The organism is Bradyrhizobium sp. BWC-3-1 (assembly GCF_032917965.1).
Classification (GTDB): domain Bacteria; phylum Pseudomonadota; class Alphaproteobacteria; order Rhizobiales; family Xanthobacteraceae; genus Bradyrhizobium; species Bradyrhizobium canariense_D.
Genome location: NZ_CP136625.1, coordinates 5,576,314 through 5,598,017 on the forward strand (window position 1 = coordinate 5,576,314; position 21,704 = coordinate 5,598,017).

Below are 21,704 nucleotides of genomic sequence, written 5' to 3' on the forward strand. Positions count from 1 at the left end.
CGCGCCTGCCCGCTTTGACGCCCAAAAATACGAAGTTGCCCTCGACCGCGCGATGCTCGGGCGTGCCTGCCAATTAGCCCATCGCATCAAGCTGTTGGCTACACTCGCAACGCCTTGTCCTCTCACCCCTCGTCTACTGTGCATGGGGTTGTTTTTCAGATTTTGTGTTGGAGGCCCCGCCCGTCCCCCGGCGACACCGCCGCTCGCCGATATCCGCTCGCCTATTCCGATCGCGTCGCCCCAAAGAAAAGCCCGGCCTCGCGAACGAGACCGGGCGTGTCGTCTTGCGACTTGCTCGAAGATCAGCCGCGGGTGCGCGAGCGGATCATGAAGCTGTCGTAGGTGTATTCGGCGACCTGCCACCACAGATATTCGTCGGAGCGGTAGGCCTGCATGGCGTCGATCGACTTCTTGAAGTCGGGATTCTTGGCCGAGATCTCGCCCCACAATTCGTTGGTCGCCTTGAGGCAGGCTTCCAGAACCTCATTGGTGAACGGGCGAAGCTGCGTTCCGCCGGCGACCAGACGCTTCAGCGCGCCGGGGTTCACCATGTCGTAGCGCGCGGCCATCCAGGTGTTGGTGTTGACGGTCGCGTTGGTGAGGATCGCCTGATAGTTCTTCGGCAGCTCGTTCCACTTGTCGATGTTGGCGAAGGCGTGAACGGTCGGACCGCCTTCCCAGAAGCCCGGGTAGTAGTAGTACTTGGCGACCTTGGCGAAGCCGAGCTTCTCGTCATCGTAGGGACCGACCCATTCGGCCGCGTCGATGGTGCCCTTCTCGAGCGACGGATAGATGTCGCCGCCGGCGAGCTGCTGCGGCACCACGCCGACCTTCTGAAGCACCTGGCCGGCAATGCCGCCGATGCGCATCTTGAGGCCCGAGAGGTCGGCAACGGTCTTGATCTCCTTGCGGAACCAGCCGCCCATCTGGGTGCCGGTGTTGCCGCAGGGAAAGCCCACCACGTTCGTCTTCTTGAAGAACTCGTTGGCGAGCTCGTTGCCGCCGCCTTGGTACAGCCAGGAATTCTGCTGGCGTGCATTCAGGCCGAAAGGCACCGACGCGAAGATCGCGAAGGTCGGGTCTTTGCCGACGTAATAATACGACACCGTGTGGCACATCTCGACGGTGCCCTTCTGGGTCGCATCCAGCGCCTGCAGGCCCGGGACGATTTCACCCGCCTGGAAGACCTGGATCTGAAACTTGTTGTCGGTCATCTCGGCGACGTACTTCGCCATCTGCTCGGCACCGCCATAGATGGTGTCGAGCGACTTCGGGAAGCTCGACGTCAGGCGCCACTTGATCTCGGGCGAGGACTGCGCGATCGCCGGCGAGGCCACCGCGGCGGTCGCCGCCGCGCCGGCTGCCGACACTTTCAGGAAATCACGACGCTTCATCTTCAGTCTCTCCTTGTTGGGGCGTTTCCCCTAACTTCCTCTTTGCTGCCGCTCATTCCGGCGACGCGTTCTTGGGCCGCGTCGAACCGAAGGGGCTTGACTGCCGTGGGCCTTTAACACGGAAGCCCTGCTTTCGAAACGCGACATTGGCATGACAGGGCTCTACGAAAGTCGCATGTCCCCAAGGTATTGGTTTCAAGGGATCGGCTTGGATCCGCTTAGGCCGCGGCGATGACGCCCTTGAGCTGGTCCCGCACCTGTCCCGCAATGGCGCGGTAGATCGCCGCATGGGGACCATCCGGCTCGCTGTCCACTACGGGCGTGCCCGCATCCGAGGTGGCGCGAATCGCCATGTGCAGGGGGATCTCGCCCAGGAATGGTACCCCGAGCTTCTCGGCCTCGTGGCGCGCGCCGCCATGGCCGAAAATGTCGGATTTCGTGCCGCATTGCGGGCACTGGAAATAGCTCATGTTCTCGACGATGCCGAGCACGGGCACGTTGACCTTCTTGAACATCGCAAGCCCCCGCCTTGCGTCGATCAGCGACAGGTCCTGCGGGGTCGAGACGATCACGGCGCCCTTCAAAGGGACGTTCTGCGCCAGCGTGAGCTGGGCATCGCCGGTGCCTGGCGGCATGTCGACGACGAGCACATCGAGCTGGCCCCATACGACGTCGCGCAGCATCTGCGTCACTGCCGACATCACCATCGGCCCGCGCCAGATCATCGCGGTCTCTTCCTCCACCAGGAAGCCGATCGACATGATGGCCAGGCCAAAGCGCTTGAGCGGAATCATCTTGCGCTCGTCGTTCAGCTCCGGCTTCTCATGCAGGCCCGTCAGCCGCGGCACCGATGGGCCGTAGATGTCGGCATCGAGCAGCCCGACCTTGAGGCCGAGATCGCGCAGACCGAGTGCCAGGTTGAGCGCGGTGGTGGATTTGCCGACACCGCCCTTGCCCGAGGCGACCGCGATCACGGCCGCGACGCCCGGAATCTCGGACTGCCGCGCCATCGGCGATTGGGCGCCGCCCTGCGGCGGCGGCTTGTGGGCGTGGACGGGCTGCACGCCCGGCGTGCCGCGGCTGGGAGTTGGCGGCGGTGGCGGCGCGGCGCCGGCCTTCCGCTCGGCGGTCAGCGCCACCATGACGGTGGTGACGCCGGGAATGGCGCGCACCGCGGCCTCGGCCTCGGCCCGGACGGATTCCCAGGCTCGCGCTTCGGCGGCTTCGACATTGATCGAGAAGAACACCTTGCCGTCGGCCGCGCTGATCGCGCTCAGCACATTGGCATTGGTGAGCGCGACCCCGCGGGGCGACTTGATCCTGGCGAGGCTGTCGAGAACCTGTTGCTGCGTCACGCTCAAAGCGCATCTCCTAGAATTCAAGATGCCCCATTAGAGCGGAAACGCCCAAAAGGCTACTGCCTGCCGATATCGTCAGCCATCTCGGCGGGCGCGGCCCCCTGCTCCAGGGCCGCCTCGTAGTTGAGCTCGATCATGACCCCGTTGGGGTCGTGGACGAAGATCTGCCAGAGCTCACCGCCGGGCACTTGGCGGGAGTCGAACTTCATCCCCTTTGAGGCCAGCCGCTGCTTCATGCCGTCAAACCCGCGGCTGGCGAAGGCGACGTGGTGGACAACGCCGGAATCCGGCTTTTGTGGCTCGGCAGTCGGAGAAATATCGACGAGGTGCACCACCGGCTTTCCCTCGCTGTACATCCAGGCGCCGGGGAAGGCGAAATTCGGCCGGGCGCCTTTTTCCAGGCCCAGCACGTCCTCGTAGAAGCGGACGGTTTCGGCCAGATTCCGGGTCCGGATATTGAAATGATCGAGCACGCCCACGCTTACGCCGCCCATGCCTTCGCTCCCTTTTTTTGAAGTCCTTAGGTCCGCCATCCTAACACAGGCGGGGGCCAAACGAACCCGTTGCCCTCCGGCCTCAAGGGTTTATGGTGCGCCCGATCTGCCGCAATGGCGGAACCGGACGGCCCTCGCCCGGCAAGAACCGTAAAACCCAAACTACCGACAAGGTACTACAATGGCTAAAGTCGCTTTCCTCGGTCTCGGCGTGATGGGCTTCCCCATGGCCGGACACCTCGTGAAAAAAGGGGGCCATGAGGTCACCGTCTATAACCGCACCGCGGCCAAGGCGAAGGAGTGGGCGGACAAGTTCGGCGGCAAGACCGCGGCGACCCCGAAGGCCGCGGCCGAGGGCCAGGATTTCGTGATGTGCTGCGTCGGCAACGATAACGATCTGCGCGCGGTCACGATCGGTGCCGACGGCGCGTTTGCCGGCATGAAGAAGGGTGCAACCTTCGTCGACCACACCACCGCTTCCGCCGAGGTCGCGCGTGAGCTCGATGCGGCCGCGACCAAGGCCGGCTTCAAGTTCATCGACGCACCCGTGTCCGGCGGCCAGGCCGGCGCCGAGAACGGCGTGCTGACGGTGATGTGCGGCGGCGCGCAGGACGCCTATGCCGGCGCCGACCCGATCATCACAGGCGCCTATGCGCGGATGTGCAAATTGCTGGGGCCCGCCGGCTCCGGCCAGCTGACCAAAATGGTCAACCAGATCTGCATCGCCGGCCTCGTCCAGGGCCTCTCCGAGGGTATTCACTTCGCCAAGAAAAGTGGCCTTGACGTCGCCGCCGTGATCGAAACCATCTCCAAGGGCGCCGCGCAGTCCTGGCAGATGGAGAACCGCTACAAGACCATGAACGAGGACAAATACGATTTCGGCTTCGCGGTCGAATGGATGCGCAAGGATCTCTCGATCTCGCTAGCCGAAGCCCGCCGCAATGGCGCCAATTTGCCGGTGACCGCGCTCGTCGACCAGTTCTACGCCGAGGTCGAGAAGATGGGCGGCAAGCGCTGGGATACATCGAGCCTGCTCGCGCGCCTGAATCGCTGACACCTCACGAAGTGATCCTGCCTTGCTGACCGCACTCGCCGCAATCTTCATCCTCGCCTATGCGGCGATCGCGCTCGAGCATCCTATCGGGGTGAACAAGAGCGCGTCTGCGCTACTCGGCGCGGGCGTGCTCTGGACAATCTACGCGCTCGCGACCGGCGACCACACGCTGGTCGGCCGTCAGCTTGACGAGTCCGTCGCTGCCACCGCGCAGATCGTGTTCTTCCTGGTTGGCGCGATGACCATCGTCGAGGTCATCGACGCCCATGACGGTTTCGAGGTCATCACCTCCCGCATCAGCACGACCAGCCAGGTCCGTCTGATATGGCTGATTGGCTTCGTTACCTTCTTCCTTAGTGCAATCCTCGACAATCTGACCACCACCATCGTCATGGTCTCGCTGATCCAGCGGCTGATCGCCAAGCGCGACGACCGCTTGCTGTTCGCCTCCCTCATCGTCATCGCCGCAAATGCCGGCGGCGCATGGACCGTGATCGGCGACGTCACCACGACCATGCTGTGGATCGGCGGACAGATTTCGCCCCTGAAAATCATGAGCGCGGTGTTCCTGCCCTCCTTGCTCAACCTGCTGGTGCCGCTCGCATTCATCAGCTTTTCACTCAAGGGCAAGACCATCGCACCACCGCCGAAAGAGGACGGATTGCAGGGCGTCGATCCGTTCGAGCGGAACGTGATGTTCTATCTCGGACTCGGCGTACTGATCGCGGTGCCCGCCTTCAAGACGGTCACGCACCTGCCGCCCTTCATGGGCGTCCTGCTCGGGCTTGGCATCGTGTGGTTGGTCGGCGAGATCGTTCATCGCAAAAAGGATGAGCATGTCCGCGGTCCCCTCACGCTTGCGAATGCGCTGACGCGGATCGACATGGGCTCGATCGTATTCTTCCTCGGCATCTTGCTCGCGGTCGCCTGCCTCGAACATGCCGGCCTGCTCTCCATGGTGGCCAAATGGCTGGACACCGCGATCGCCCGACAGGACATCATCGTGATCGTGCTCGGCCTGCTCAGTGCTGTCATCGACAACGTGCCGCTGGTCGCCGCGACGATGGGCATGTACGACCTCGCGCATTATCCACCCGACAGCTTCATCTGGGAGTTCATCGCCTATTGCGCCGGAACCGGCGGCTCGATCCTGATCATCGGCTCGGCCGCAGGCGTCGCCGCCATGGGGCTCGAGCGCATCGAGTTCCTCTGGTACGCCCGCCGCATCGCCGTTCCCGCGCTCGCCGGCTATCTGGCGGGCGCCGTGGTGTACATCGCGCAGCACGCGGCGCTGCATTGAGCGGCTCACGCCGGATCCAAAATTAACGCCGGGTTAACGTAATTCTTTAGCTCCTTAAGTCACCTCTTAAGGATTTCTTGCCAGAGATAGACAATGCAGAAGGCCCGTCCCGCGCGGGCAGGAATTGTTGTTGTGCGATGAGTAAACCCGCTGAAAAGCCCGAGGTTGTGCAGCTTCCGGCCGAGCCGGTGAGCGTGCCGTCGGCGAGCCATCGCCGGGCTGCGGCACAGCGGGTGCGCGAGGCGCGCGATAAGTTAACGTCGACCAGTGGAACCCGGCCGGCTTTCGATGCCGAAATGCTGCGCCAGTACGCCCAGACGCGGCTGTCGGCCTCCTATGTCGTGATGCTGCTTGTGGTCGCGACAGGCGTGCTGTTTGGGCTGTGGATGCAGCCGATCCCGGCCGCGGCCTGGACCGCCGGCATGCTTTGCATTCATGCCGCAATGATCCGCAGCTGCCACCGCTTCCTGGCCGAGCCCGCCTCGCCCGCGGCAACGCGCGCATGGCAGACGCGTTTCGTCGTGCTCGACCTGCTCTATGGCCTTTGCTGGATGGCGATCCTGATCCATCCCGTGCTCGACATGATCACGGAAACGCTGATGATGTTCCTGATGCTGCTGGTGATCGCAGTATCAAGCATGCTGGCCGCCAATCTGCCGATCGCCGCCCTCGCCGCCACCGCACCGGTCGCGGTCGCGATGGCGCTGAGCTTCGTGATGACTGGCTCGCTGGATAATTACATCCTGGCCGCGCTCGCCGTCGCCGCCGAAGGCTATTTCGTGTTGCTGGCTCACCGCCTGCACTCTTCGACCTTCGCCACGCTCGAGGCGCGGGCCGAGAAGGACGCGCTGATCGGCGAGCTCGAACAAGCCAAGGCGATCTCGGACGAAGCGCGCCACCGCGCCGAATCCGCCAATGTGGCCAAGTCGCGCTTTCTGGCGCAGATGAGCCACGAACTGCGGACGCCGCTCAATGCAATCCTCGGCTTCTCGGAAGTGATGAAGAGCGAGATTTTCGGCGCGCATGCCGTGCCGGTCTACAAGGAGTACTCGGCCGACATCCACAATTCCGGCGTCCACCTGCTCAACCTCATCAACGAGATCCTCGATCTGTCGCGGATCGAGGCTGGCCGCTACGAGCTCAACGAGGAAGCGGTCTCGCTGGTCGGCATCGTCGCCGACTGCCATCATTTGATGAAGCTGCGCGCCTCGAGCCGTGGCATCACCATCCACGAGGTGTTCGAGCAGGCGATGCCGCGGCTGTGGGCCGACGAGCGCGCGATCCGCCAGGTCGTGCTCAATCTGCTCTCCAACTCGATCAAGTTCACTCCGCAGGGCGGCGAGATCTGGCTCAAGGCCGGCTGGACGGCCTCAGGCGGACAATATCTCTCGGTGAAGGACACCGGCTCCGGGATTCCCGAGGACGAGATCCCGGTCGTGCTCGCATCGTTCGGCCAAGGTTCCAATTCGATCAAGTCGGCCGAACAGGGCGCCGGTCTCGGCCTGCCGATCGCCAAGAATCTGGTCGACCTGCATGGCGGTACGTTCACGCTGAAATCGAAGCTGCGCATCGGCACCGAAGTGATCGTCACCTTCCCGCCCGAGCGCGTGATGAGCGCGCTGGCGCCGATGTCGGATGATTCTCCGCCGCTCCAACCCGAGAGTTCCGCGGTAGCGGACGAGAAGCGCCGGCCCCGCCGCAAGCCGATCATGAGCGCAGGTACGGGCTCGTAACGAGGTGCTTGCAGACATGCCCGACCATCCGCCACTATGCCCCAATGAGCAAAGAAACGCCGTGCGTGGCGGTCTGCATGATCGACCCCAAGACCAGGCTGTGCTTCGGCTGCGGACGCACATTGCCGGAGATCGCGCGCTGGCACGCCATGGAGAGCGCGGAGCGGCTCGCCCTCATGGCGCTGTTGCCGGCGCGCATGAATCAGGCTGGACTTCCGCCCATCGCGGGATCGCCGAAACACACCTGATCGGTCGGCGCGCATCTGGAGATGCGCAATGATCCGGTCCCTGCTCGTTCTCATCATGCTCGCCTGCACGGCCGGTGCCGTCGTCGCCTATGGCGATTCCGACCAGATCGCGCGCGCGAGCAGCAAGGTCTCGCATATCTTTCGCACGCAGACCGCAGCGCCCGCGCCCGCCGTGCAGATTCCGCGCGGCCAGGGCGGCGAATTCGCGCTGCGCGCGAAGATCAACGGCGTGGCCGCACCGATGGTCATTGACACCGGCGCGACCTCGGTGGTGCTGACCTGGGAAACCGCGAAGGCGATCGGGCTGCCGCTCGAGATGCTCGAATACGACGTCGATCTCGAAACCGCGGGCGGTCACACCAAGGCGGCCCGCCTCACGATCGACCGCCTCTCCGTCGGTCACCTCGTCGAGAAATCGGTGCCAGCCCTCGTCGTGCAGCGCGGGCAGATGAAGACCAATCTGCTCGGCATGAGCTTCCTCGATCGCCTGGAGAGCTGGGGCGTGCGCGCCGACAGGCTGATGCTCACGGGTTATCCGGAGCTCCAGACCAGTCGCCGCCGCTCGCGCCTGGCAGTCGACTAGACTCTTGCAATCCGGCTCGTCATGCGATTACGGCTAGGCCGCCGCCTCCGCCGGTGCGTGCGCACCGACACGCGCAATCGCTTCGCGTAGCACCTCGAGGCCAGCGCCCGGCTTCACCCCCTGCTCGGCAAGATGCCGGCGGAAGGCGCGCGCGCCGGGGACGGCGTGGAATGCGCCGACGAAATGCCGCGTCATAGAGTGCAGCCTCGTGCCGCGCGCGAGTTGCTGTTCGATGTAGGGCACCATCCCTTCGAGCGCATCCTGCATCGAGGCATGCGGCGCCGCCTCGCCGAAAATGTCGGTATCGACCGAGAGCAGCCGCCACGGCTCCTGATAGGCGGCTCGTCCAAGCATCGCGCCGTCAACGTGATCGAGATGTGCCCTTGCCTCGTCGACACCGGGGATGCCGCCGTTGATGATGACAGGCACATCCGGCATCGCGCGCTTGAGGCGATAGACGCGATCATAGTCGAGCGGCGGGATGTCGCGATTCTCCTTCGGTGACAAACCGCTGAGCCATGCTTTCCGGGCATGTACGATCAGCGCATCGCAGCCGGAGTCAACGACTGCGTGCGCAAGGTTGTCGAGCGCGACTTCGGGATCCTGGTCGTCGATCCCGATGCGGCACTTCACGGTCACGGGCACGGCCACCGCACCCTTCATCGCCTCGACGCACCTCGCCACGAGATCAGGCTCTGCCATCAGGCAAGCGCCGAAACGGCCGTCCTTCACGCGGTCGGAGGGGCAGCCGACGTTGAGGTTGATTTCGTCATAACCGAACTCCTCGCCGATCCGCGCCACCAGCGCCAGCTCGCGTGGATCCGACCCGCCGAGCTGAAGCGCGACCGGGTGCTCGACCAGGTCGAACCCAAGCAGCCGCTTCCGGTCACCATGAATGATGGCGCCAGTGGTCAGCATCTCCGTATAGAGCAGCGCCCGCCTCGTCAGGTGACGGTGGAACACCCGGCAATGCCGGTCGGTCCAATCCATCATGGGCGCCACGGAAAAGCGATATTCTTGATATTCCAAGTAGTTATCCTATCCTTACAATGGACTAGAGCAGGAACAAGTGCACACGTGTGCACTCCAAACTAGCCAAAATTGCACACGTTTGTACCGCGTTTGATCTCCCGGTGCACACTAGCGCACATGAAATCCGGGTGGAGCGCACACGCGGTGCCGACCTTTAAGAAGCTCTAGTCGGGCAGCTGGCGCGTTCAAGTCAGGAGGAATCGTATCGCACTTCGTAGTCCTGGCCGTTAGCCACGCGGGCGCGATCTTGTTTGCGTCCCCGTGCGGTCTTCTTCTTCGCTGCCATCTGCTCCTCCGTCCGCGAAACTCATCGCGGTGCGACGCTTCAAGGAATCGCGAGTTCCTTCAAAGAAGCTGTTGCGAGCGCGAGGCCGAACGAACGCGAGCGACGCAGCATCGCGGCTCCAACTTGGTGGGCTTTTCCATTTTCAGTTCCTCGACCGCCTGCACGAAGGCTTGGTCGCGCCGCATGAGCAAAGCGGCCATTTGGCGCACGTCGCGCGAGCTGGTTTGCTCCGGACTTTCGCCCGGAGCCCGCTCCCGTTTTCTTGCAGATGCTTCTCTAGATCCTCCTTTCCAAAACCCACGGCTCGGGAAAACTTGGAACTTCTCAGCCCAGCGTAGGTTGGTTGCCGATCGTTGAACTCAGGAGCCGAAAATGAGCCGCGGAATGCCATCGATGACCGCCCTCTTGGGTATGCTCGCAATCGCGGGGTATCAAAATCGGGACAAGCTGGCGGACATGTTTCGCAATGCGACCTCCGGCCAGCCGGCGGGTGCCAAGGATTCCCTGAGCGGCATGCTCGGTAGCCTTGGCGGCCTAGCGGGCACCGGAGGCGTGGGTTCGCTGCTGAACGGCGGGATCGGCGAATTGCTCGAGCACTTCAGGCAGAACGGGCAAGGCGATGTGGCTCAATCCTGGATCAATCAGGGGCCGAACCGCGAAGTCACTCCGCCCGAACTCCAGCAGGCTATCGGTCCGGACGTCCTTCAAAAGCTGGAGCAGCAGACCGGCTTGTCACAGCAGGAGATTCTCGACCGTTTGTCCCGAGAGCTTCCGACTGCCGTGGACAAATACACGCCTGATGGACGTCTTCCGGCTTCATCGGCGGGATAACACCACAGCGATCGAGGGAGAGACATGAGCATCATCTGGACGATCATCATCGGTTTCGTCGCAGGCGTCATCGCGAAGTTCATCATGCCCGGCGACAACGAGCCCTCGGGTTTCATCCTGACCACCATCCTGGGAATAGTGGGCGCGTTCGTTGCGACCTATCTTGGCCAATCTCTCGGCTGGTACCGGCCAGGAGAAGGCGCAGGACTAGTGGGGGCAGTGGTAGGCGCCATCATCGTGCTTTTCGTCTACGGTTTTGTAGCCGGTCGCAGCCGTCGGGCCATCTAACCACAGTGCACGGAATTCTGCGCGTTAGCGGAGAATTCGCCCGGTGTGAAAGGCGATCGGCAAGATGAAATGGATGCTCGTTGTCCTGGTAGGAGGCATGACCCCGGTCAACACCGACCTTGTTTTCGACAAATTCGCCGATTGCCTCGCCGCCGAGGAGCAGATGCGAAAGCACTATACGGACGCTTTCGAGGCCTGGGACCGATGGGCCGCGGCCAATATCGAGCGACGACGCGAATACTCAAAGGTCCGCGATCTCCAGGCCAAACGCCTGCTCAGCAACATCGGTACGTGCGTTCCTCATGCGGGCGGCGACCCCGCGGCGCTTCAGCAGCAGAGCAATCCGACACCTTCTCAAACTCCTCAAGCCGCACCTATGCCCCAACCAAGTCCGAAAACGTGACGTCTGAACGTTTCGAACAGGCGCAGCCGCAAACGAATGTTGCAGCTGCGCTTTCATCGCCCCTGCCTTTATTGTTCTCGCCCCGCGCTGACCTTCGGCCTGCTGACGATTATAGGTGCACGCATCAATGTCGCCCTGACGGACCTGCGGGCTGACGATGTCGGCCGAACTGTAGGCGAGAATGGGCGCTACCGCTTCTCGAGCGCAAGAAGCGGCTCAAGGCCCTCCTGCCGCGCCACAAGCTGACCGCGTTCAGCAAGCACCCCAAGGGCAGCGGCACAAAATTCTTTGCAGAGAAGCCGATCTGAGACATCTCGAAGGCGTCATGGCCAAGCGCGCCGACAGCCTGTACGCGTCCGGACGCCGGACCGCCGATTGGCTGAGGTAAAGACCGCACAGCGGCAGGAGGTAGTGATCGCCGGCTTCACGGCGCCGAGGCGAACCCGGCCCTTCTTCGGCGCCCTCGTGCTGGCGGTACGCGACGACGATGCATGGCGGTACATCGGCCACGTCGGCACCGGCTTCAGCCACCAAGTTCTCGAAGAGCTTCACAACAAGCTCGTGAGGCTCAAGACAGCCAAGTCGCCCTTCCCCGGCCAAAGTAAAGGATGAGCGGGTCACGACCTGGGTGCATCCTTCGTTGGTCGCGGAAGTGAAATTAGCGGAATGGACCAGCAAGGGCGAGCTGCGCCAGCCAGTCTATCTCGGCCTGAGGTCGGACAAATTGGCCAAGGACGTGGTTCGCGAAAAGAAATAGCCGCGAAAATAGCACGCCGAGACGAAACGTGGACCCCAGGAGTTCAACCAGCGGTGCGCTCGGATGCCGAAGGCCACGGCGGCAGGGGCGGCAGTCCGAGGGCCTTGCGTACTGGTCCGAACGACCTCCGGTGAGCTGCGCATGCACCAAGCCTGGCGAGCGCCTGATAATGAGCCGGCACCGGGTAGCCCTTGTGATCCGCGAATCCGTAGCCGGGGTGACGCACATCGAGCGTCCGCATTATGCTGTCGCGCTCGACTTTCGCGAGGATGGAGGCGGCGGCGATGCTGGCGGACTTGGCGTCGCCTTTAATGATGGACTGCTGAGGGATCTCGATTTCCTTCAACCGCTTCGCGTCGATCAGCAAGTGCTGCGGCGCCAACCCTAGCCCCCGGACCGCACGCTGCATCGCTTGGATGCCTGCCCAATAGATGTTGATCGCGTCGATCTCCTCGACCTCGACGAATGCCACGCACCAACTCTCTGCCTTTTCCTTGATCTCCTTCGCGAGTTCTTCGCGAGCGGCGGCATCGAGTTTTTTCGAGTCGTCAATTCCGATTATCCGCGTGCCGGGTTTCAGGATCACGGCGCCGGCGGAGACTGGCCCGGCGAGAGGGCTCATTCCCGCCTCGTCCACGCCTGCCACAATATGATGGCCGCTTGTCCAGAGAGAGGTCTCGAAGCGGAGCATCTTTCGCAGGCGCTGCCCTTCGGACCTGTTTTCGGAGCGCCGTTTATCGATGGAAGCCAGGATGGCACGGGCTCCCGCGCGGGCGTCGGCCCGTAAGACCTGCTCGACGCTGGCCTCGAGGGGTCTTTTCTCGACGACATAGCGCCGCCGCAATTCATCGAGTGAATACTGGGACATGGCGGCCTTCCTGAAGATTGACTGCGGGAAGCGTGTCGGTGAAATTTGTGGCGATTGTCTGAAGCTAGACCATGCCGTCATCGGCAGCGCCTTGTCGAAAGAACCGGACCGGCTCTCCATCTGAGGTCCCGCTGTTCTGGAGGCCACTGATCCACACCTCGCGTCCACCGACCTCCGAGCGGAACCAACCGGTGTCTTCATCCCTTTAGAATGAGTGGAGCCTCGATCCCAGGGTGCTTCCGAGGGGACCGGCCCATGCTCCGACAAACCAGCAACGAAGAAGAGGTTCTGGACCGCACCGCCGGGGTCGCGGCCACCATCGCGGAAGAAGGCCTCCGGTATGTCAGCGACTCCGCGCCGGGGTACACGCGCAAGCGGACTGGAACCACTTTCAGCTACTACGACAAGGACGGCAAGCGCATCACCGATGCCGCCGTCATCCGACGCATCAAATCAATCGGCATCCCGCCGGCCTACGAATCCGTGTGGATCTGCCCGTCTTCGAACGGCCACATCCAGGCAACCGGGCTCGATGCGCGGGGCCGCAAGCAGTACCGCTACCACGCAAAATGGCGCGAGTTGCGCGACCAGAACAAGTACGAGCACATCATCCAGTTCGCGGCCGCGCTGCCAGCGCTGCGGGAGCGGGTCGCCGCCGACATGAAGCGGGACGGACTGCCCCGCGAGAAGGTGCTGGCCACGATCGCCAGTCTTCTGGAGAAGACGTTGATCCGGGTCGGCAACGCCGAGTATGCCGAGAAAAACAAGTCCTACGGGCTCACCACTATGCGCCGCAAGCACGTCGCGGTCGGGCGCGGCGTCCTTCGGTTCGACTTTACGGGCAAATCGGGCAAACAGTGGAAGCTTCGCGTCGAGGACAAGCGGATAGCCGCGATCGTGAAGCGCTGCGCGGAGATCCCCGGACACGAGCTCTTCAAGTACCTGGACGACGACGGACAGCCCCGCACCGTCGATTCCGGCGACGTCAACGCCTACATCAAGGATATCACGGGCGAGGACTTCAGTGCCAAGGATTTTCGGACTTGGGCGGGAACGGTTCTGGCGGCGTTGGCCCTGACCGAATTCAAGAAGTACGATAGCCAGGCCGAGGCGAAGCGCAACGTCGTCGCCGCCATCGAAAGCGTCTCGAAGCAGCTCGGCAACACACCGGCGATCTGCCGCAAGTGCTACGTGCACCCGGAAGTCCTGAACGCCTACATGTCTGGTGACCTCGTGAAGATGATTGATGCGAAGATCGCGCAGAAGTTCAAGCGCCAGTACGCCAAGCTCACTCCCGACGAGATCGTGATGCTGGCATTTCTCCGCAAGCGTCTCAATTCTCTGAAGGCGCCCGCCTAGCCTCGCGTACCAGTCTCCGGACGCCCGCGTCCTCCTCGATGCCTGCGCGCACGCCTCGGCAGGTGCCGGAAGCTGTCGAAGGCGAACAGAAGCTGGCCGGCGTGCTTGTTATTGTCGGCTTGCTTGCCGCCTTCGCGCTTTCGGCCAAACGTAAAAGGGCATTGGACGCCTTCTGAATCAATCACGTGTTGGCCCACCTGCCAGAGTGCATAAATTCAGGCGGGGCTTTGGGGTCAGCCGCCGTCGCGTTCATCGTGGCGTGTTTGACCGAGTTCAGACGTATCGCGATGTAGACCGAGGAAGCCCCCTTGCAACGACAACTTTTTAGTAGCTCCTCTATTCCTCTATTCCGAAACTTCGATTGCAATGGGTTGGTGATCGGATGCATCCGTCGCTTCGTTGACCTCGATGCTGCGAACGTAGCCGGTCAAATCTTCCGTCACGAAAATGAAGTCGCGGCAGTCGGGCCCCTCGGCCCACTGCGCGCGGTCGTAGATTCCGCAAGTCGGCGCACGCGCGCGGCCGGGACGATCGGCGGTCCATGCATCCCGATACGCCAGACCAGGCCGGCCAGATCGGGCAATCAATGCGTGCTGAGGGTCGGCAACGTCAAAATTGAAATCACCACACAGCAGGCTCGACGCCGCGACGGTCTGACTTTCATACGGCTCATCGTGCCGGGAGCCGGCCTGCTTCGGACTCATTGACGCGTCCTCCTGCAAATCCAGCAGGCGAGCGATCTGTGCCTCGCGCTGGCCGGCCGAATGGAACTCGAGATGCGTGTTGACGACGCGGACCACGCCAAACGAGGCCTGAACCGTCACCTCCAGGGCGTGACGGCGCATGCTCCGCACCGCGGCTGCGGCGGGCCATGGCAGCAGATGGTTGGCAATCTGCAACACCGGCAACCGCGACAGCGTCATGTTGCCGAAGCGATGGAGGTTGCCATCAGGATCGACAGTTTCGATCGCAGGCCGGAATATTGCGGAGTAGCCGGGCAACAGGGCTGCCAGCTGTGCGCTCTGATCCGCTCCATCACCAAATCTCGAGAAATTCGCGCTCACCTCCTGGAAGCAGAACACGTCGGCATCGAGCGTCTGTCGGGCGACGGCAACGATCCTTGCCAGATCGGTCACGTCGTCGCAGCCCTTTCCGCACTGTATGTTCCAGGTGAGAAGTCTCATTAACGGATGCCCGCACGCATGAATGACTGGACGAACTGACGCTGGAACAGCAGAAACGCGATCAGCAGCGGCGCCATCGTCATCACGGTTGCCGCCGTGATCACTGACCAATCCACGCCGGTCTCAGGCGCGCCGAACACGGCAAGCCCCACGGTGAGCGGCCGCGCTTCCACCGAATTCGTGACGATCAACGGCCACAGGAAGTTGTTCCAGTGATAGCTGACGGAGACGAGGCCAAAGGCGACATAGGTCGGGCGAGCCAGCGGGACATAGACCCGCCACAGGATTCCGAGCGGACCCGCTCCCTCGACCCGCGCGGCTTCGACCAACTCCTGGGGCACACCCTTGAAGGTCTGCCGCAGCAGGAAGATGCCGAAGGCGCTCGCGAGATAGGGCAGCGCGATCGCAGGGATCGTATCGAGCAATCCCAACCTTGCGATCGCGCGGTAGTTCTCGACGATCAGGACGTCGGGCATGATCATCAGTTGGAGCAGAACGAGGGCGAAAGCGATGCCGCTGCCCCTGAACCTGAAGCGCGCAAAGGCATAGGCGGCCAGCGTCGACAGGATGAGCTGACCAACCAGGATCAGCGTCACCAGCACCACCGTGTTGAGATAGTACCGAGCGAACGGCGCCTGGTTCCAGGCCCGGGCAAAATTCTCCAGCGTCCAGGGCGCGGACAGGCTGAACGACGTGGCGTAAGCGGCCGGATGCAGCGCGCTCCAAAAGGCATAGGCCAATGGGGCAAGCCAGATCAAAGCCAGGAGCCATGCTGCGATGGCCTCAATGGGGCGTGTCCGGCCTCTCATTGATAGTGGATCCTGCGATCGAGATAACCGAACTTGATCAGCGCAACCGAGCTCAGCAGCATCAGAAGCACAACCGTCAGCGTTGCCGCGTAAGAGGAATCTTGGAAGGTGAAGGCAACTTCATAAATGTAGTAGAGCAGCAGCGTGCTGGCGTTGTTCGGACCGCCCTTGGTCATGATGACCAGATGGTCCACCAACTTGAAGGAGTTGATGACTGCGTTGATCGTCACGAACAACGTGGTCGGCATCAGCAATGGGAACGTGATCCGGCGGAACGTATACCACCGGCTCGCGCCTTCGATGGACGCGGCCTCTTCGAGGTCCGGCGAGAGCTGCTGCAGCGCCGCCAGGTAGAAAATCATGAAGAAGCCGGCCTCCTTCCAGATCACCATCACGACCAGACAGCCCATCACCGTCGAGGGATCGCCCAGCCAATTCCAGCCGCCGAAACCGAAAAGGCCGCGCAACTGATCCAGCAACCCGTAATCCGGCGTGTAGAAGAACAGCCAGATATTGGCGACGGCGATCATCGGCAGCACGGTCGGCGTGAAATAGGCCAGTCGCAGAAAGCCGCGGCCGCGTATGTTGCGATTGACCCAGATCGCCATCACCAGGGCCAGGGCAATCGAGGTCGGGATCGTGCCGAGCGCGAACCAGAAATTATTGACCAGCGCCTTCCAGAAGATCGGATCGGCCGCCATGGACCGATAGCTGTCAAGCCCGACGAAGGCCTCCGTGCCATTGCGGCGCGTGACGAACAGCGAATGCCGGATCGTCGCCAGAATCGGAAAGTGCGTGAATGCGAGTAGCAGGACGGCCGCCGGCAGCAGCAGCAGCCAGGCATTCACGGTGTTCCACCACGCTTGCGATCGGGCACGGCGCGGGGCTATTGGCGATGAGACCATGGAGTCGGACATCTGTGAGCCGGCGGGATGGCGGTGGCGCGCCATCCCGCCACGTCCCTATTTGTAGGCGCGCAAGACGCGGTCGGACTGCTGTTGCGCGGCGGCCAGCGCTTCCTGCGGCTTCTGCGCGCCCGTGATCGCGGCCTGCACGGCATCCCCGATGAACTTGTAGATGCGGCCGTTCTCATGAACGGAGAGCTCCGGCACCGCGTGCTCCAGCTGATCGCGCGCAACTGTGGCCTGCGGGAAGGCCTTTGCGTAGGCCTCCATCGTCGGCGTCTTGTAGGCGGCCGGCGACACTGCCACGTAGCCCGTCTTCATGCTCCATTCGGCCGCGCGATCCGGAGCCGTGATCCATTGAATGAACTTGACGGCCGCCTTCTGCTGTTCGGGAGACGCACTCTTGAAGATGTAGAAATTGCCGCCGCCGGTCGGTGATCCGCGCCGCTCCCTGGCCGGCAGCATGGCCACACCGAACTGGAATTTCGCGGCGTCCTTGACCGCCGTCAGATTGCCGGTGGTGTGCCACATCATCGCCGTCTTGCCTTCGAGGAAATCGTTGCGCAGCGTCGCCCAATCGATGCTGCCGGCCGGGGCGACGTTGTGCTTGCGCGACAGGTCGACCCAGTACTCGAGGGCAGCGACCGTCTTCGGAGCGGTCAGATAGACCTCGTTGCCGGGCTCGTTCATCATCTTCTGCCCGTTCTCGATCGCCAGCGCCTGCAGCATCCAGTAGGCATATCCGGTCGAGGGAATTTCGATGCCCCAGCGCGTCGTGTTGCCGCCATCCTTCTTGACCAGCTTCTTCGACATCTCGACCATTTCGTCCCAGGACGCCGGCGCCTTCTCGGGATCAAGGCCCGCCTCCTTGAAGGCGTCCTTGTTCCAGTACAGCACGATGGTCGAACGCTGGAACGGCACGCTCCAGGTCTTGCCGTCGATCTGCCCGTTCGCCATGAACGCCGGATAGAACTCCTTGAACCAGGCCTTGTCGCCGACGAGATCGTCAAACGGCACGATCGCGTTCTCGTCCATCAGCGTGAACACGTCGGTCGACAGCAACACCGACAGTTGCGGCGGCTGCCCGCCCTTCATGGCGGTCATCGCCTTGGTCATCGTATCCGTGTAGTTGCCGGCATAGACCGCCGTCATCTTGATGTCGGGATTGTCCTTCTCGAAGCGCGAGACCATGTCGTCGATGATCTTGGTGACGGGACCGCCGACCGCGACCGGATAGTACATGGTCAGATCCACCGCGGCAGCCGGGCGTGCAGCCATCGAGAGTACGGCAAACGCCGCTGCCATCAACATCGTTCGTCGCGCAAACATGGGACAATCTCCTTCGTTACTGCGTTTGAAACAGCCGCTGCTATCGACCGGATATCGCCCGCTGGCCCTCTGTGACGATGGTCTCCAAGCGAGTTTCCGAACTTGAATCGAACCGATGCTCGAGCCCGGGTTCCCACGCGATCCGGACATCCTCGCCTGGCCGAACCTTGCTGAAACCTTCGAGCCGCACCGAGATGGGCTGACCATCGACCTCGCACAGAACGATGCTGTCGGCCCCAAGATGCTCGATCGCCCTGACGCGCGCAAAATGGTCCCCGCCCGACACGATGCGGATATGCTCGGGCCGGATGCCGATGAGATGATCACCCTGGCGCAACAGGTTCATCGGCGGCGTGCCGATGAACCGCGCCGTGAATGCCGTCGCCGGCCGGTTATATAGCTCCTCTGGTGTGCCATTCTGCTCGATACGACCATCGCGCATCAGCACGACGCGATCCGCCATCGTCATGGCTTCGGTCTGATCGTGGGTCACGTAGACCATCGTCATTCCGAGCCGCTGTTGCAGGGCGCGGATCTCCGTCCGCATCTCATGCCGCAGCTTGGCGTCCAGATTTGAAAGCGGCTCGTCCATGAGGCAGACCCGCGCTTCCGCAATGATGGCTCGTCCCAGTGCAACCCGCTGGCGCTGGCCGCCAGATAGCTGCGACGGCTTGCGTTCAAGCAGATGCGCAAGGCCAACAATCTCGGCCACACGCCGGAGCCGCTCGTCTCGTTCCGCGCGCGACACGCGACGCACACGCAGTCCGAAGACGATGTTCTCGGCTACGCTCAAATGCGGAAACAGCGCATAGGACTGGAAGACCATGGAGATATTCCGCTGCGCCGGGGTCAGATGGGTCACGTCGACGCCGCCGATGGCGATCGTACCGGCATCAGCATCCTCAAGCCCGGCGATCAGCCGCAGCGTGGTCGACTTACCGCAGCCGGACGGTCCCAGCAGCACAAGTAGCGAGCCCTCGTTCGCTGTCAGACTGACGTCATCGACGGCGCGCATCGCGCCCCAGAACTTGGAGACATGACTCAGCGTGATCGCTGACATGGCCTGTTCGCTCTCACCGTGATGCGGCTACGCCGCTGGCGACGGCTCGCTGCAACGGACCCATGCAAGGCCGCTCACCGCAGACAGACCGGTCCATGCGCCCTCCCTCGTGCCACGCGCATTCGTCGGCGTAGCCACCACGATGTTCATTTGAACATAGCGTAACGCCATATGAAACCAGAAAATTGCGTCCTTGGAGTTCAAATGATACTTTCGTTGAGAACGGAGGGCCTATGCTCAGGACCGCCACGACCCGTCAGACCCACATACTAGAGATCGTGCGCGAGCAAGGCTTCGCCTCCATCGAGCAGCTCGCGGTGCGTTTCGATGTCACTCAGCAGACCATTCGCCGCCTCGTGAATGCACTCTGCGACCAGGGCCTGCTCCGGCGGGTGCACGGCGGGGTCGGCCTCCCGGTCCAGAACCAGAACCTCGCCTATGGCAGCAGGCACAGGTTAAACGCCAGCGCGAAACGGCGGATCGCGCACGCGACCGCCAACCTCATCCCTGACGGGACGTCACTGATGATCGGACTTGGCACGACGCCCGAATACGTCGCGCAGGCGCTCTCCCGCCGTCGGGATCTGCGGGTGATCACCAACAGCCTGAACGTGGCCGCAGCATTCGCGCACAATCCGGACGTGGAGATCAGCATCGCGGGCGGCACGCTGCGGCAACTCGATCGCGATATCATTGGCGAGTCGGCTGCGCGCTTCTTCGCGGGTTTCCGCGCCGACTTTGGTATATTCGGTGTCGGGGGGATTGATGAGGACGGCACGCTGCTCGATTTCCATGCCGATGAAGTCAAGGCGCGTCAATCCATTGTGGCCAATTCGCGAACGTCCGTGCTAGTGGCCGACATCACCAAGTTCGGTCGCAATGCGACGGTCCGGGGCGGCCATCTCGACGACTGCCACCATCTCGTCATCGATGATCGATTGCCTGGATCGTTTAAGCCAATCGCGGACAGGTATGGCGGTCTGATCCACACGGCCCGCGACGCCCGCGCAGATTTCGAACGCCTTGGCCATACCTAGCGGACAACATAGACTCCCTTGCTCAGATCGATCGCGGACTTCAACGCACGGCCGACAATCCGCGCCGCAATCGGCACTGAGCCAGTCCCACGTGCCGCGCACCTACGGGGGCGAGCTCGAGCGGTGGGGAGCTGTTTTCCCGGTGATCCGAGCCCTCGGCTTGAACCAATTCAAGCGTGTTCATCCGGTCTACCTCGGAACAGGCGCTTCCGATTCCAGCAGGGACGCGGCCTTGAGATCGCTCCAGAGCGCGCCCGGCACTGTGGTGGTCAGCGCTGCCACATTGCGCTCGACCTCCTGCGCATTATGCGCCCCGAGAACCACGCTCGCGACCGCGGGATGACCCAGCGCAAAATGTAGAGCGGCCGTCGGCAGCGCTACGTCATGAGCTGCGCAGATACGCTGGATCTCAGCAACCTTCGAAAGGATCTGCGGCGGTGCGTCTTGATAATTGTACTTGGCGCCCTTGATGGCGCCCGTCGCCAGAATCCCCGAATTGAACACGCCGCCAAGCAGCACCGCGATGCCCTGCTTCAGCGCCAGCGGCATGAACTCCTCGAGTGCTGGCTGCTCCAGCAGCGAATAACGCCCGGCGAGCAGCATCACCTCGAAGGACCCGGCCTGCGCAAAGCGCACGCACATCTCCGCCTCGTTGACGCCGATCCCGATGCCCGCGACCACACCTTCGGAACGAAGTTTGTCCAGCGCTACATAGGCCCCGGACATCGCTTCGCGAAACCGATCCTCGATCGCGTCCTTACCGTGGGTCCACACATCGACATCATGGATCAGCAACAGGTCGATCCGGTCGGTGCCAAGCCGCAACAGCGACTGCTCGACCGAGCGCATGGTGCCATCATAGGAATAGTCGACGACGGCTCGGTGCGGCTGTCCACCAATAAATCCGGACCGAGTCTCCGGCTGGTGAAACGGATCCATCCAGCGACCAGTTTTTGTGCAAAGCACCACATCCTTGCGCGGCACGCGCCGGAGCGCCGTTCCGCAGCGATGCTCCGACAGGCCGTTGCCATAGTGCGGCGATGTATCGAGCAGATTGATGCCGAGCTCGAAGGCACGGCTCGCTGCGGCAATTGCAGTGTGGTCGTCGAGCTCGAGAAAGAGATCGCCGAGCGGTGCGGTTCCGAACCCGAGGATGGAAACTTCGAGACCGGTCCGGCCAAGTGTGCGGCGCGGCAAAGCCGATTGCGAAACCATGGTGGATTGCACTTCCTTCTCCGCGCCTCGATCCGCGCTAGTCTCATTGCAGCGACGCGCAGCGTATGTATTTGCCGTCAGGTGTCAACGCGAGGATTACGGGTCTCGTACAAGACTATTCCGCTCATACATTCGGGTTGCTAAGAAAAGCGGAACCGGCACGCGGGCACTTCACGG

At 62.6% G+C, this 21,704-nt stretch carries 24 protein-coding genes and 2 pseudogenes; 13 read left to right on the forward strand and 13 right to left on the reverse strand.

The features are described from left to right. Positions 1 to 302 precede the first annotated feature (302 nt). From RX329_RS27250 to RX329_RS27260, 3 genes are all read right to left on the reverse strand, one after another. Complete coding sequence (locus RX329_RS27250) at positions 303 to 1,394, reverse strand: TRAP transporter substrate-binding protein (protein WP_018459388.1); 1,092 nt, start codon at positions 1,392 to 1,394, stop codon at positions 303 to 305. Positions 1,395 to 1,612: 218 nt separating this feature from the next. Next, the gene (locus RX329_RS27255) at positions 1,613 to 2,755 is read right to left on the reverse strand and encodes an Mrp/NBP35 family ATP-binding protein (protein WP_085352723.1); all 1,143 of its coding nucleotides are present in this window, start codon (positions 2,753 to 2,755) and stop codon (positions 1,613 to 1,615) included. A gap of 53 nt (positions 2,756 to 2,808) precedes the next feature. Next, positions 2,809 to 3,246 (reverse strand): VOC family protein, encoded by a 438-nt coding sequence (locus RX329_RS27260; RefSeq protein ID WP_027517244.1) that lies wholly within the window; start codon positions 3,244 to 3,246, stop codon positions 2,809 to 2,811. Between the two features lie 181 nt (positions 3,247 to 3,427). Between RX329_RS27260 and RX329_RS27265 the strand changes: the two genes are divergently transcribed. The 5 genes from RX329_RS27265 (at position 3,428) to RX329_RS27285 (ending at position 8,164) form a co-directional block, all read left to right on the forward strand. Next, entirely contained in the window at positions 3,428 to 4,300 is an 873-nt protein-coding gene (locus RX329_RS27265; protein WP_317244489.1) for an NAD(P)-dependent oxidoreductase, read from the forward strand. Positions 4,301 to 4,322: 22 nt separating this feature from the next. Next, a complete protein-coding gene (gene nhaD / locus RX329_RS27270; RefSeq protein ID WP_317244490.1) occupies positions 4,323 to 5,600 on the forward strand; it encodes a sodium:proton antiporter NhaD in 1,278 nt (425 codons plus the stop codon). Between the two features lie 137 nt (positions 5,601 to 5,737). Continuing rightward, positions 5,738 to 7,333, forward strand: coding sequence for a sensor histidine kinase (locus tag RX329_RS27275; protein WP_018459393.1), 1,596 nt, complete (start codon positions 5,738 to 5,740; stop codon positions 7,331 to 7,333). A gap of 44 nt (positions 7,334 to 7,377) precedes the next feature. Continuing rightward, complete coding sequence (locus RX329_RS27280) at positions 7,378 to 7,581, forward strand: DUF1289 domain-containing protein (RefSeq protein ID WP_018459394.1); 204 nt, start codon at positions 7,378 to 7,380, stop codon at positions 7,579 to 7,581. A gap of 28 nt (positions 7,582 to 7,609) precedes the next feature. Next, entirely contained in the window at positions 7,610 to 8,164 is a 555-nt protein-coding gene (locus RX329_RS27285) for a TIGR02281 family clan AA aspartic protease (protein WP_085385588.1), read from the forward strand. 33 nt (positions 8,165 to 8,197) lie between these two features. Here RX329_RS27285 and dusA read toward each other — a convergent pair whose 3' ends face one another. The 3 genes and pseudogenes from dusA to RX329_RS27300 form a co-directional block, all read right to left on the reverse strand. Then, positions 8,198 to 9,157, reverse strand: coding sequence for a tRNA dihydrouridine(20/20a) synthase DusA (dusA, locus tag RX329_RS27290; protein ID WP_244561319.1), 960 nt, complete (start codon positions 9,155 to 9,157; stop codon positions 8,198 to 8,200). Positions 9,158 to 9,392: 235 nt separating this feature from the next. Then, positions 9,393 to 9,482: pseudogene (locus tag RX329_RS27295) on the reverse strand (DUF3606 domain-containing protein); the annotation flags it as partial. Between the two features lie 59 nt (positions 9,483 to 9,541). Then, positions 9,542 to 9,682 carry a hypothetical protein gene (locus RX329_RS27300; RefSeq protein WP_317244491.1) on the reverse strand — a complete coding sequence of 47 codons (141 nt, stop codon included), beginning with the start codon at positions 9,680 to 9,682 and terminating at the stop codon, positions 9,542 to 9,544. A gap of 172 nt (positions 9,683 to 9,854) precedes the next feature. On the opposite strand from RX329_RS27300, the gene RX329_RS27305 reads away from it, so the two are divergent. The 4 genes and pseudogenes from RX329_RS27305 to RX329_RS27320 all read left to right on the forward strand — a co-directional run. Beyond that, positions 9,855 to 10,313: a YidB family protein gene (locus tag RX329_RS27305; protein ID WP_026233798.1), complete on the forward strand. Its 459-nt coding sequence runs from the start codon at positions 9,855 to 9,857 to the stop codon at positions 10,311 to 10,313. A 24-nt stretch (positions 10,314 to 10,337) separates the two neighbouring features. Further along, positions 10,338 to 10,601 (forward strand): GlsB/YeaQ/YmgE family stress response membrane protein, encoded by a 264-nt coding sequence (locus RX329_RS27310; protein ID WP_063983383.1) that lies wholly within the window; start codon positions 10,338 to 10,340, stop codon positions 10,599 to 10,601. Between the two features lie 64 nt (positions 10,602 to 10,665). Next, on the forward strand, positions 10,666 to 11,004 hold the full coding sequence (locus RX329_RS27315) for a hypothetical protein (protein ID WP_085362141.1): 339 nt from the start codon (positions 10,666 to 10,668) through the stop codon (positions 11,002 to 11,004). Between the two features lie 191 nt (positions 11,005 to 11,195). Beyond that, positions 11,196 to 11,761, forward strand: a pseudogene (locus tag RX329_RS27320) (DNA ligase); the annotation flags it as partial. A gap of 43 nt (positions 11,762 to 11,804) precedes the next feature. Here the strand turns inward: RX329_RS27320 and RX329_RS27325 are convergent. Continuing rightward, positions 11,805 to 12,629 carry a ribonuclease HII gene (locus RX329_RS27325; RefSeq protein WP_247391191.1) on the reverse strand — a complete coding sequence of 275 codons (825 nt, stop codon included), beginning with the start codon at positions 12,627 to 12,629 and terminating at the stop codon, positions 11,805 to 11,807. Here RX329_RS27325 and RX329_RS27330 point away from each other — a divergent pair. From RX329_RS27330 to RX329_RS27340, 3 genes are all read left to right on the forward strand, one after another. Beyond that, entirely contained in the window at positions 12,628 to 12,753 is a 126-nt protein-coding gene (locus RX329_RS27330; protein ID WP_256467241.1) for a hypothetical protein, read from the forward strand. The genes RX329_RS27325 and RX329_RS27330 overlap by 2 nt on opposite strands. Before the next feature lie 131 nt (positions 12,754 to 12,884). Continuing rightward, on the forward strand, positions 12,885 to 13,988 hold the full coding sequence (locus RX329_RS27335; protein WP_317244492.1) for a DNA topoisomerase IB: 1,104 nt from the start codon (positions 12,885 to 12,887) through the stop codon (positions 13,986 to 13,988). A 38-nt stretch (positions 13,989 to 14,026) separates the two neighbouring features. Beyond that, the gene (locus RX329_RS27340) at positions 14,027 to 14,164 is read left to right on the forward strand and encodes a hypothetical protein (RefSeq protein WP_317244493.1); all 138 of its coding nucleotides are present in this window, start codon (positions 14,027 to 14,029) and stop codon (positions 14,162 to 14,164) included. Positions 14,165 to 14,332: 168 nt separating this feature from the next. On the opposite strand, the gene RX329_RS27345 is transcribed toward RX329_RS27340, so the two are convergent. The 5 genes from RX329_RS27345 to RX329_RS27365 are packed head-to-tail and all read right to left on the reverse strand — an operon-like array spanning position 14,333 to position 19,275. After that, positions 14,333 to 15,283 carry an endonuclease/exonuclease/phosphatase family protein gene (locus RX329_RS27345; protein ID WP_317244494.1) on the reverse strand — a complete coding sequence of 317 codons (951 nt, stop codon included), beginning with the start codon at positions 15,281 to 15,283 and terminating at the stop codon, positions 14,333 to 14,335. Continuing rightward, positions 15,172 to 15,981, reverse strand: coding sequence for a carbohydrate ABC transporter permease (locus RX329_RS27350; RefSeq protein WP_317244495.1), 810 nt, complete (start codon positions 15,979 to 15,981; stop codon positions 15,172 to 15,174). Before RX329_RS27350 ends, RX329_RS27345 begins: the two co-directional genes overlap by 112 nt. Next, positions 15,978 to 16,886 (reverse strand): carbohydrate ABC transporter permease, encoded by a 909-nt coding sequence (locus RX329_RS27355; RefSeq protein ID WP_094183261.1) that lies wholly within the window; start codon positions 16,884 to 16,886, stop codon positions 15,978 to 15,980. The genes RX329_RS27350 and RX329_RS27355 overlap by 4 nt, the downstream gene beginning before the upstream one ends. Before the next feature lie 57 nt (positions 16,887 to 16,943). After that, positions 16,944 to 18,197: an ABC transporter substrate-binding protein gene (locus tag RX329_RS27360; protein WP_085357364.1), complete on the reverse strand. Its 1,254-nt coding sequence runs from the start codon at positions 18,195 to 18,197 to the stop codon at positions 16,944 to 16,946. A gap of 58 nt (positions 18,198 to 18,255) precedes the next feature. Next, the gene (locus tag RX329_RS27365) at positions 18,256 to 19,275 is read right to left on the reverse strand and encodes an ABC transporter ATP-binding protein (protein ID WP_085357362.1); all 1,020 of its coding nucleotides are present in this window, start codon (positions 19,273 to 19,275) and stop codon (positions 18,256 to 18,258) included. Between the two features lie 233 nt (positions 19,276 to 19,508). Between RX329_RS27365 and RX329_RS27370 the strand changes: the two genes are divergently transcribed. Then, a complete protein-coding gene (locus RX329_RS27370; protein WP_204510883.1) occupies positions 19,509 to 20,312 on the forward strand; it encodes a DeoR/GlpR family DNA-binding transcription regulator in 804 nt (267 codons plus the stop codon). Positions 20,313 to 20,501: 189 nt separating this feature from the next. On the opposite strand, the gene RX329_RS27375 is transcribed toward RX329_RS27370, so the two are convergent. Beyond that, positions 20,502 to 21,527, reverse strand: coding sequence for an aldo/keto reductase (locus tag RX329_RS27375; RefSeq protein WP_018459411.1), 1,026 nt, complete (start codon positions 21,525 to 21,527; stop codon positions 20,502 to 20,504). Positions 21,528 to 21,704: the final 177 nt, after the last annotated feature.

Bases quoted from the DNA above. Each gene is read 5' to 3' on its own strand.
- RX329_RS27340 (WP_317244493.1), top strand. From the start codon at position 14,027: ATGCCTGCGCGCACGCCTCGGCAGGTGCCGGAAGCTGTCGAAGGCGAA.
- RX329_RS27305 (WP_026233798.1), top strand. From the start codon at position 9,855: ATGAGCCGCGGAATGCCATCGATGACCGCCCTCTTGGGTATGCTCGCA.
- RX329_RS27300 (WP_317244491.1), bottom strand. From the start codon at position 9,682: ATGGCCGCTTTGCTCATGCGGCGCGACCAAGCCTTCGTGCAGGCGGTC.
- RX329_RS27280 (WP_018459394.1), top strand. From the start codon at position 7,378: ATGAGCAAAGAAACGCCGTGCGTGGCGGTCTGCATGATCGACCCCAAG.
- RX329_RS27260 (WP_027517244.1), bottom strand. From the start codon at position 3,246: ATGGGCGGCGTAAGCGTGGGCGTGCTCGATCATTTCAATATCCGGACC.
- RX329_RS27325 (WP_247391191.1), bottom strand. From the start codon at position 12,629: ATGTCCCAGTATTCACTCGATGAATTGCGGCGGCGCTATGTCGTCGAG.
- RX329_RS27375 (WP_018459411.1), bottom strand. From the start codon at position 21,527: ATGGTTTCGCAATCGGCTTTGCCGCGCCGCACACTTGGCCGGACCGGT.
- RX329_RS27285 (WP_085385588.1), top strand. From the start codon at position 7,610: ATGATCCGGTCCCTGCTCGTTCTCATCATGCTCGCCTGCACGGCCGGT.
- RX329_RS27330 (WP_256467241.1), top strand. From the start codon at position 12,628: ATGGCGGCCTTCCTGAAGATTGACTGCGGGAAGCGTGTCGGTGAAATT.
- RX329_RS27350 (WP_317244495.1), bottom strand. From the start codon at position 15,981: ATGAGAGGCCGGACACGCCCCATTGAGGCCATCGCAGCATGGCTCCTG.
- RX329_RS27360 (WP_085357364.1), bottom strand. From the start codon at position 18,197: ATGTTGATGGCAGCGGCGTTTGCCGTACTCTCGATGGCTGCACGCCCG.
- RX329_RS27355 (WP_094183261.1), bottom strand. From the start codon at position 16,886: ATGGTCTCATCGCCAATAGCCCCGCGCCGTGCCCGATCGCAAGCGTGG.
- RX329_RS27250 (WP_018459388.1), bottom strand. From the start codon at position 1,394: ATGAAGCGTCGTGATTTCCTGAAAGTGTCGGCAGCCGGCGCGGCGGCG.
- RX329_RS27275 (WP_018459393.1), top strand. From the start codon at position 5,738: ATGAGTAAACCCGCTGAAAAGCCCGAGGTTGTGCAGCTTCCGGCCGAG.
- RX329_RS27335 (WP_317244492.1), top strand. From the start codon at position 12,885: ATGCTCCGACAAACCAGCAACGAAGAAGAGGTTCTGGACCGCACCGCC.
- RX329_RS27365 (WP_085357362.1), bottom strand. From the start codon at position 19,275: ATGTCAGCGATCACGCTGAGTCATGTCTCCAAGTTCTGGGGCGCGATG.
- RX329_RS27265 (WP_317244489.1), top strand. From the start codon at position 3,428: ATGGCTAAAGTCGCTTTCCTCGGTCTCGGCGTGATGGGCTTCCCCATG.
- dusA (WP_244561319.1), bottom strand. From the start codon at position 9,157: ATGATGGATTGGACCGACCGGCATTGCCGGGTGTTCCACCGTCACCTG.
- RX329_RS27310 (WP_063983383.1), top strand. From the start codon at position 10,338: ATGAGCATCATCTGGACGATCATCATCGGTTTCGTCGCAGGCGTCATC.
- RX329_RS27315 (WP_085362141.1), top strand. From the start codon at position 10,666: ATGAAATGGATGCTCGTTGTCCTGGTAGGAGGCATGACCCCGGTCAAC.
- RX329_RS27370 (WP_204510883.1), top strand. From the start codon at position 19,509: ATGCTCAGGACCGCCACGACCCGTCAGACCCACATACTAGAGATCGTG.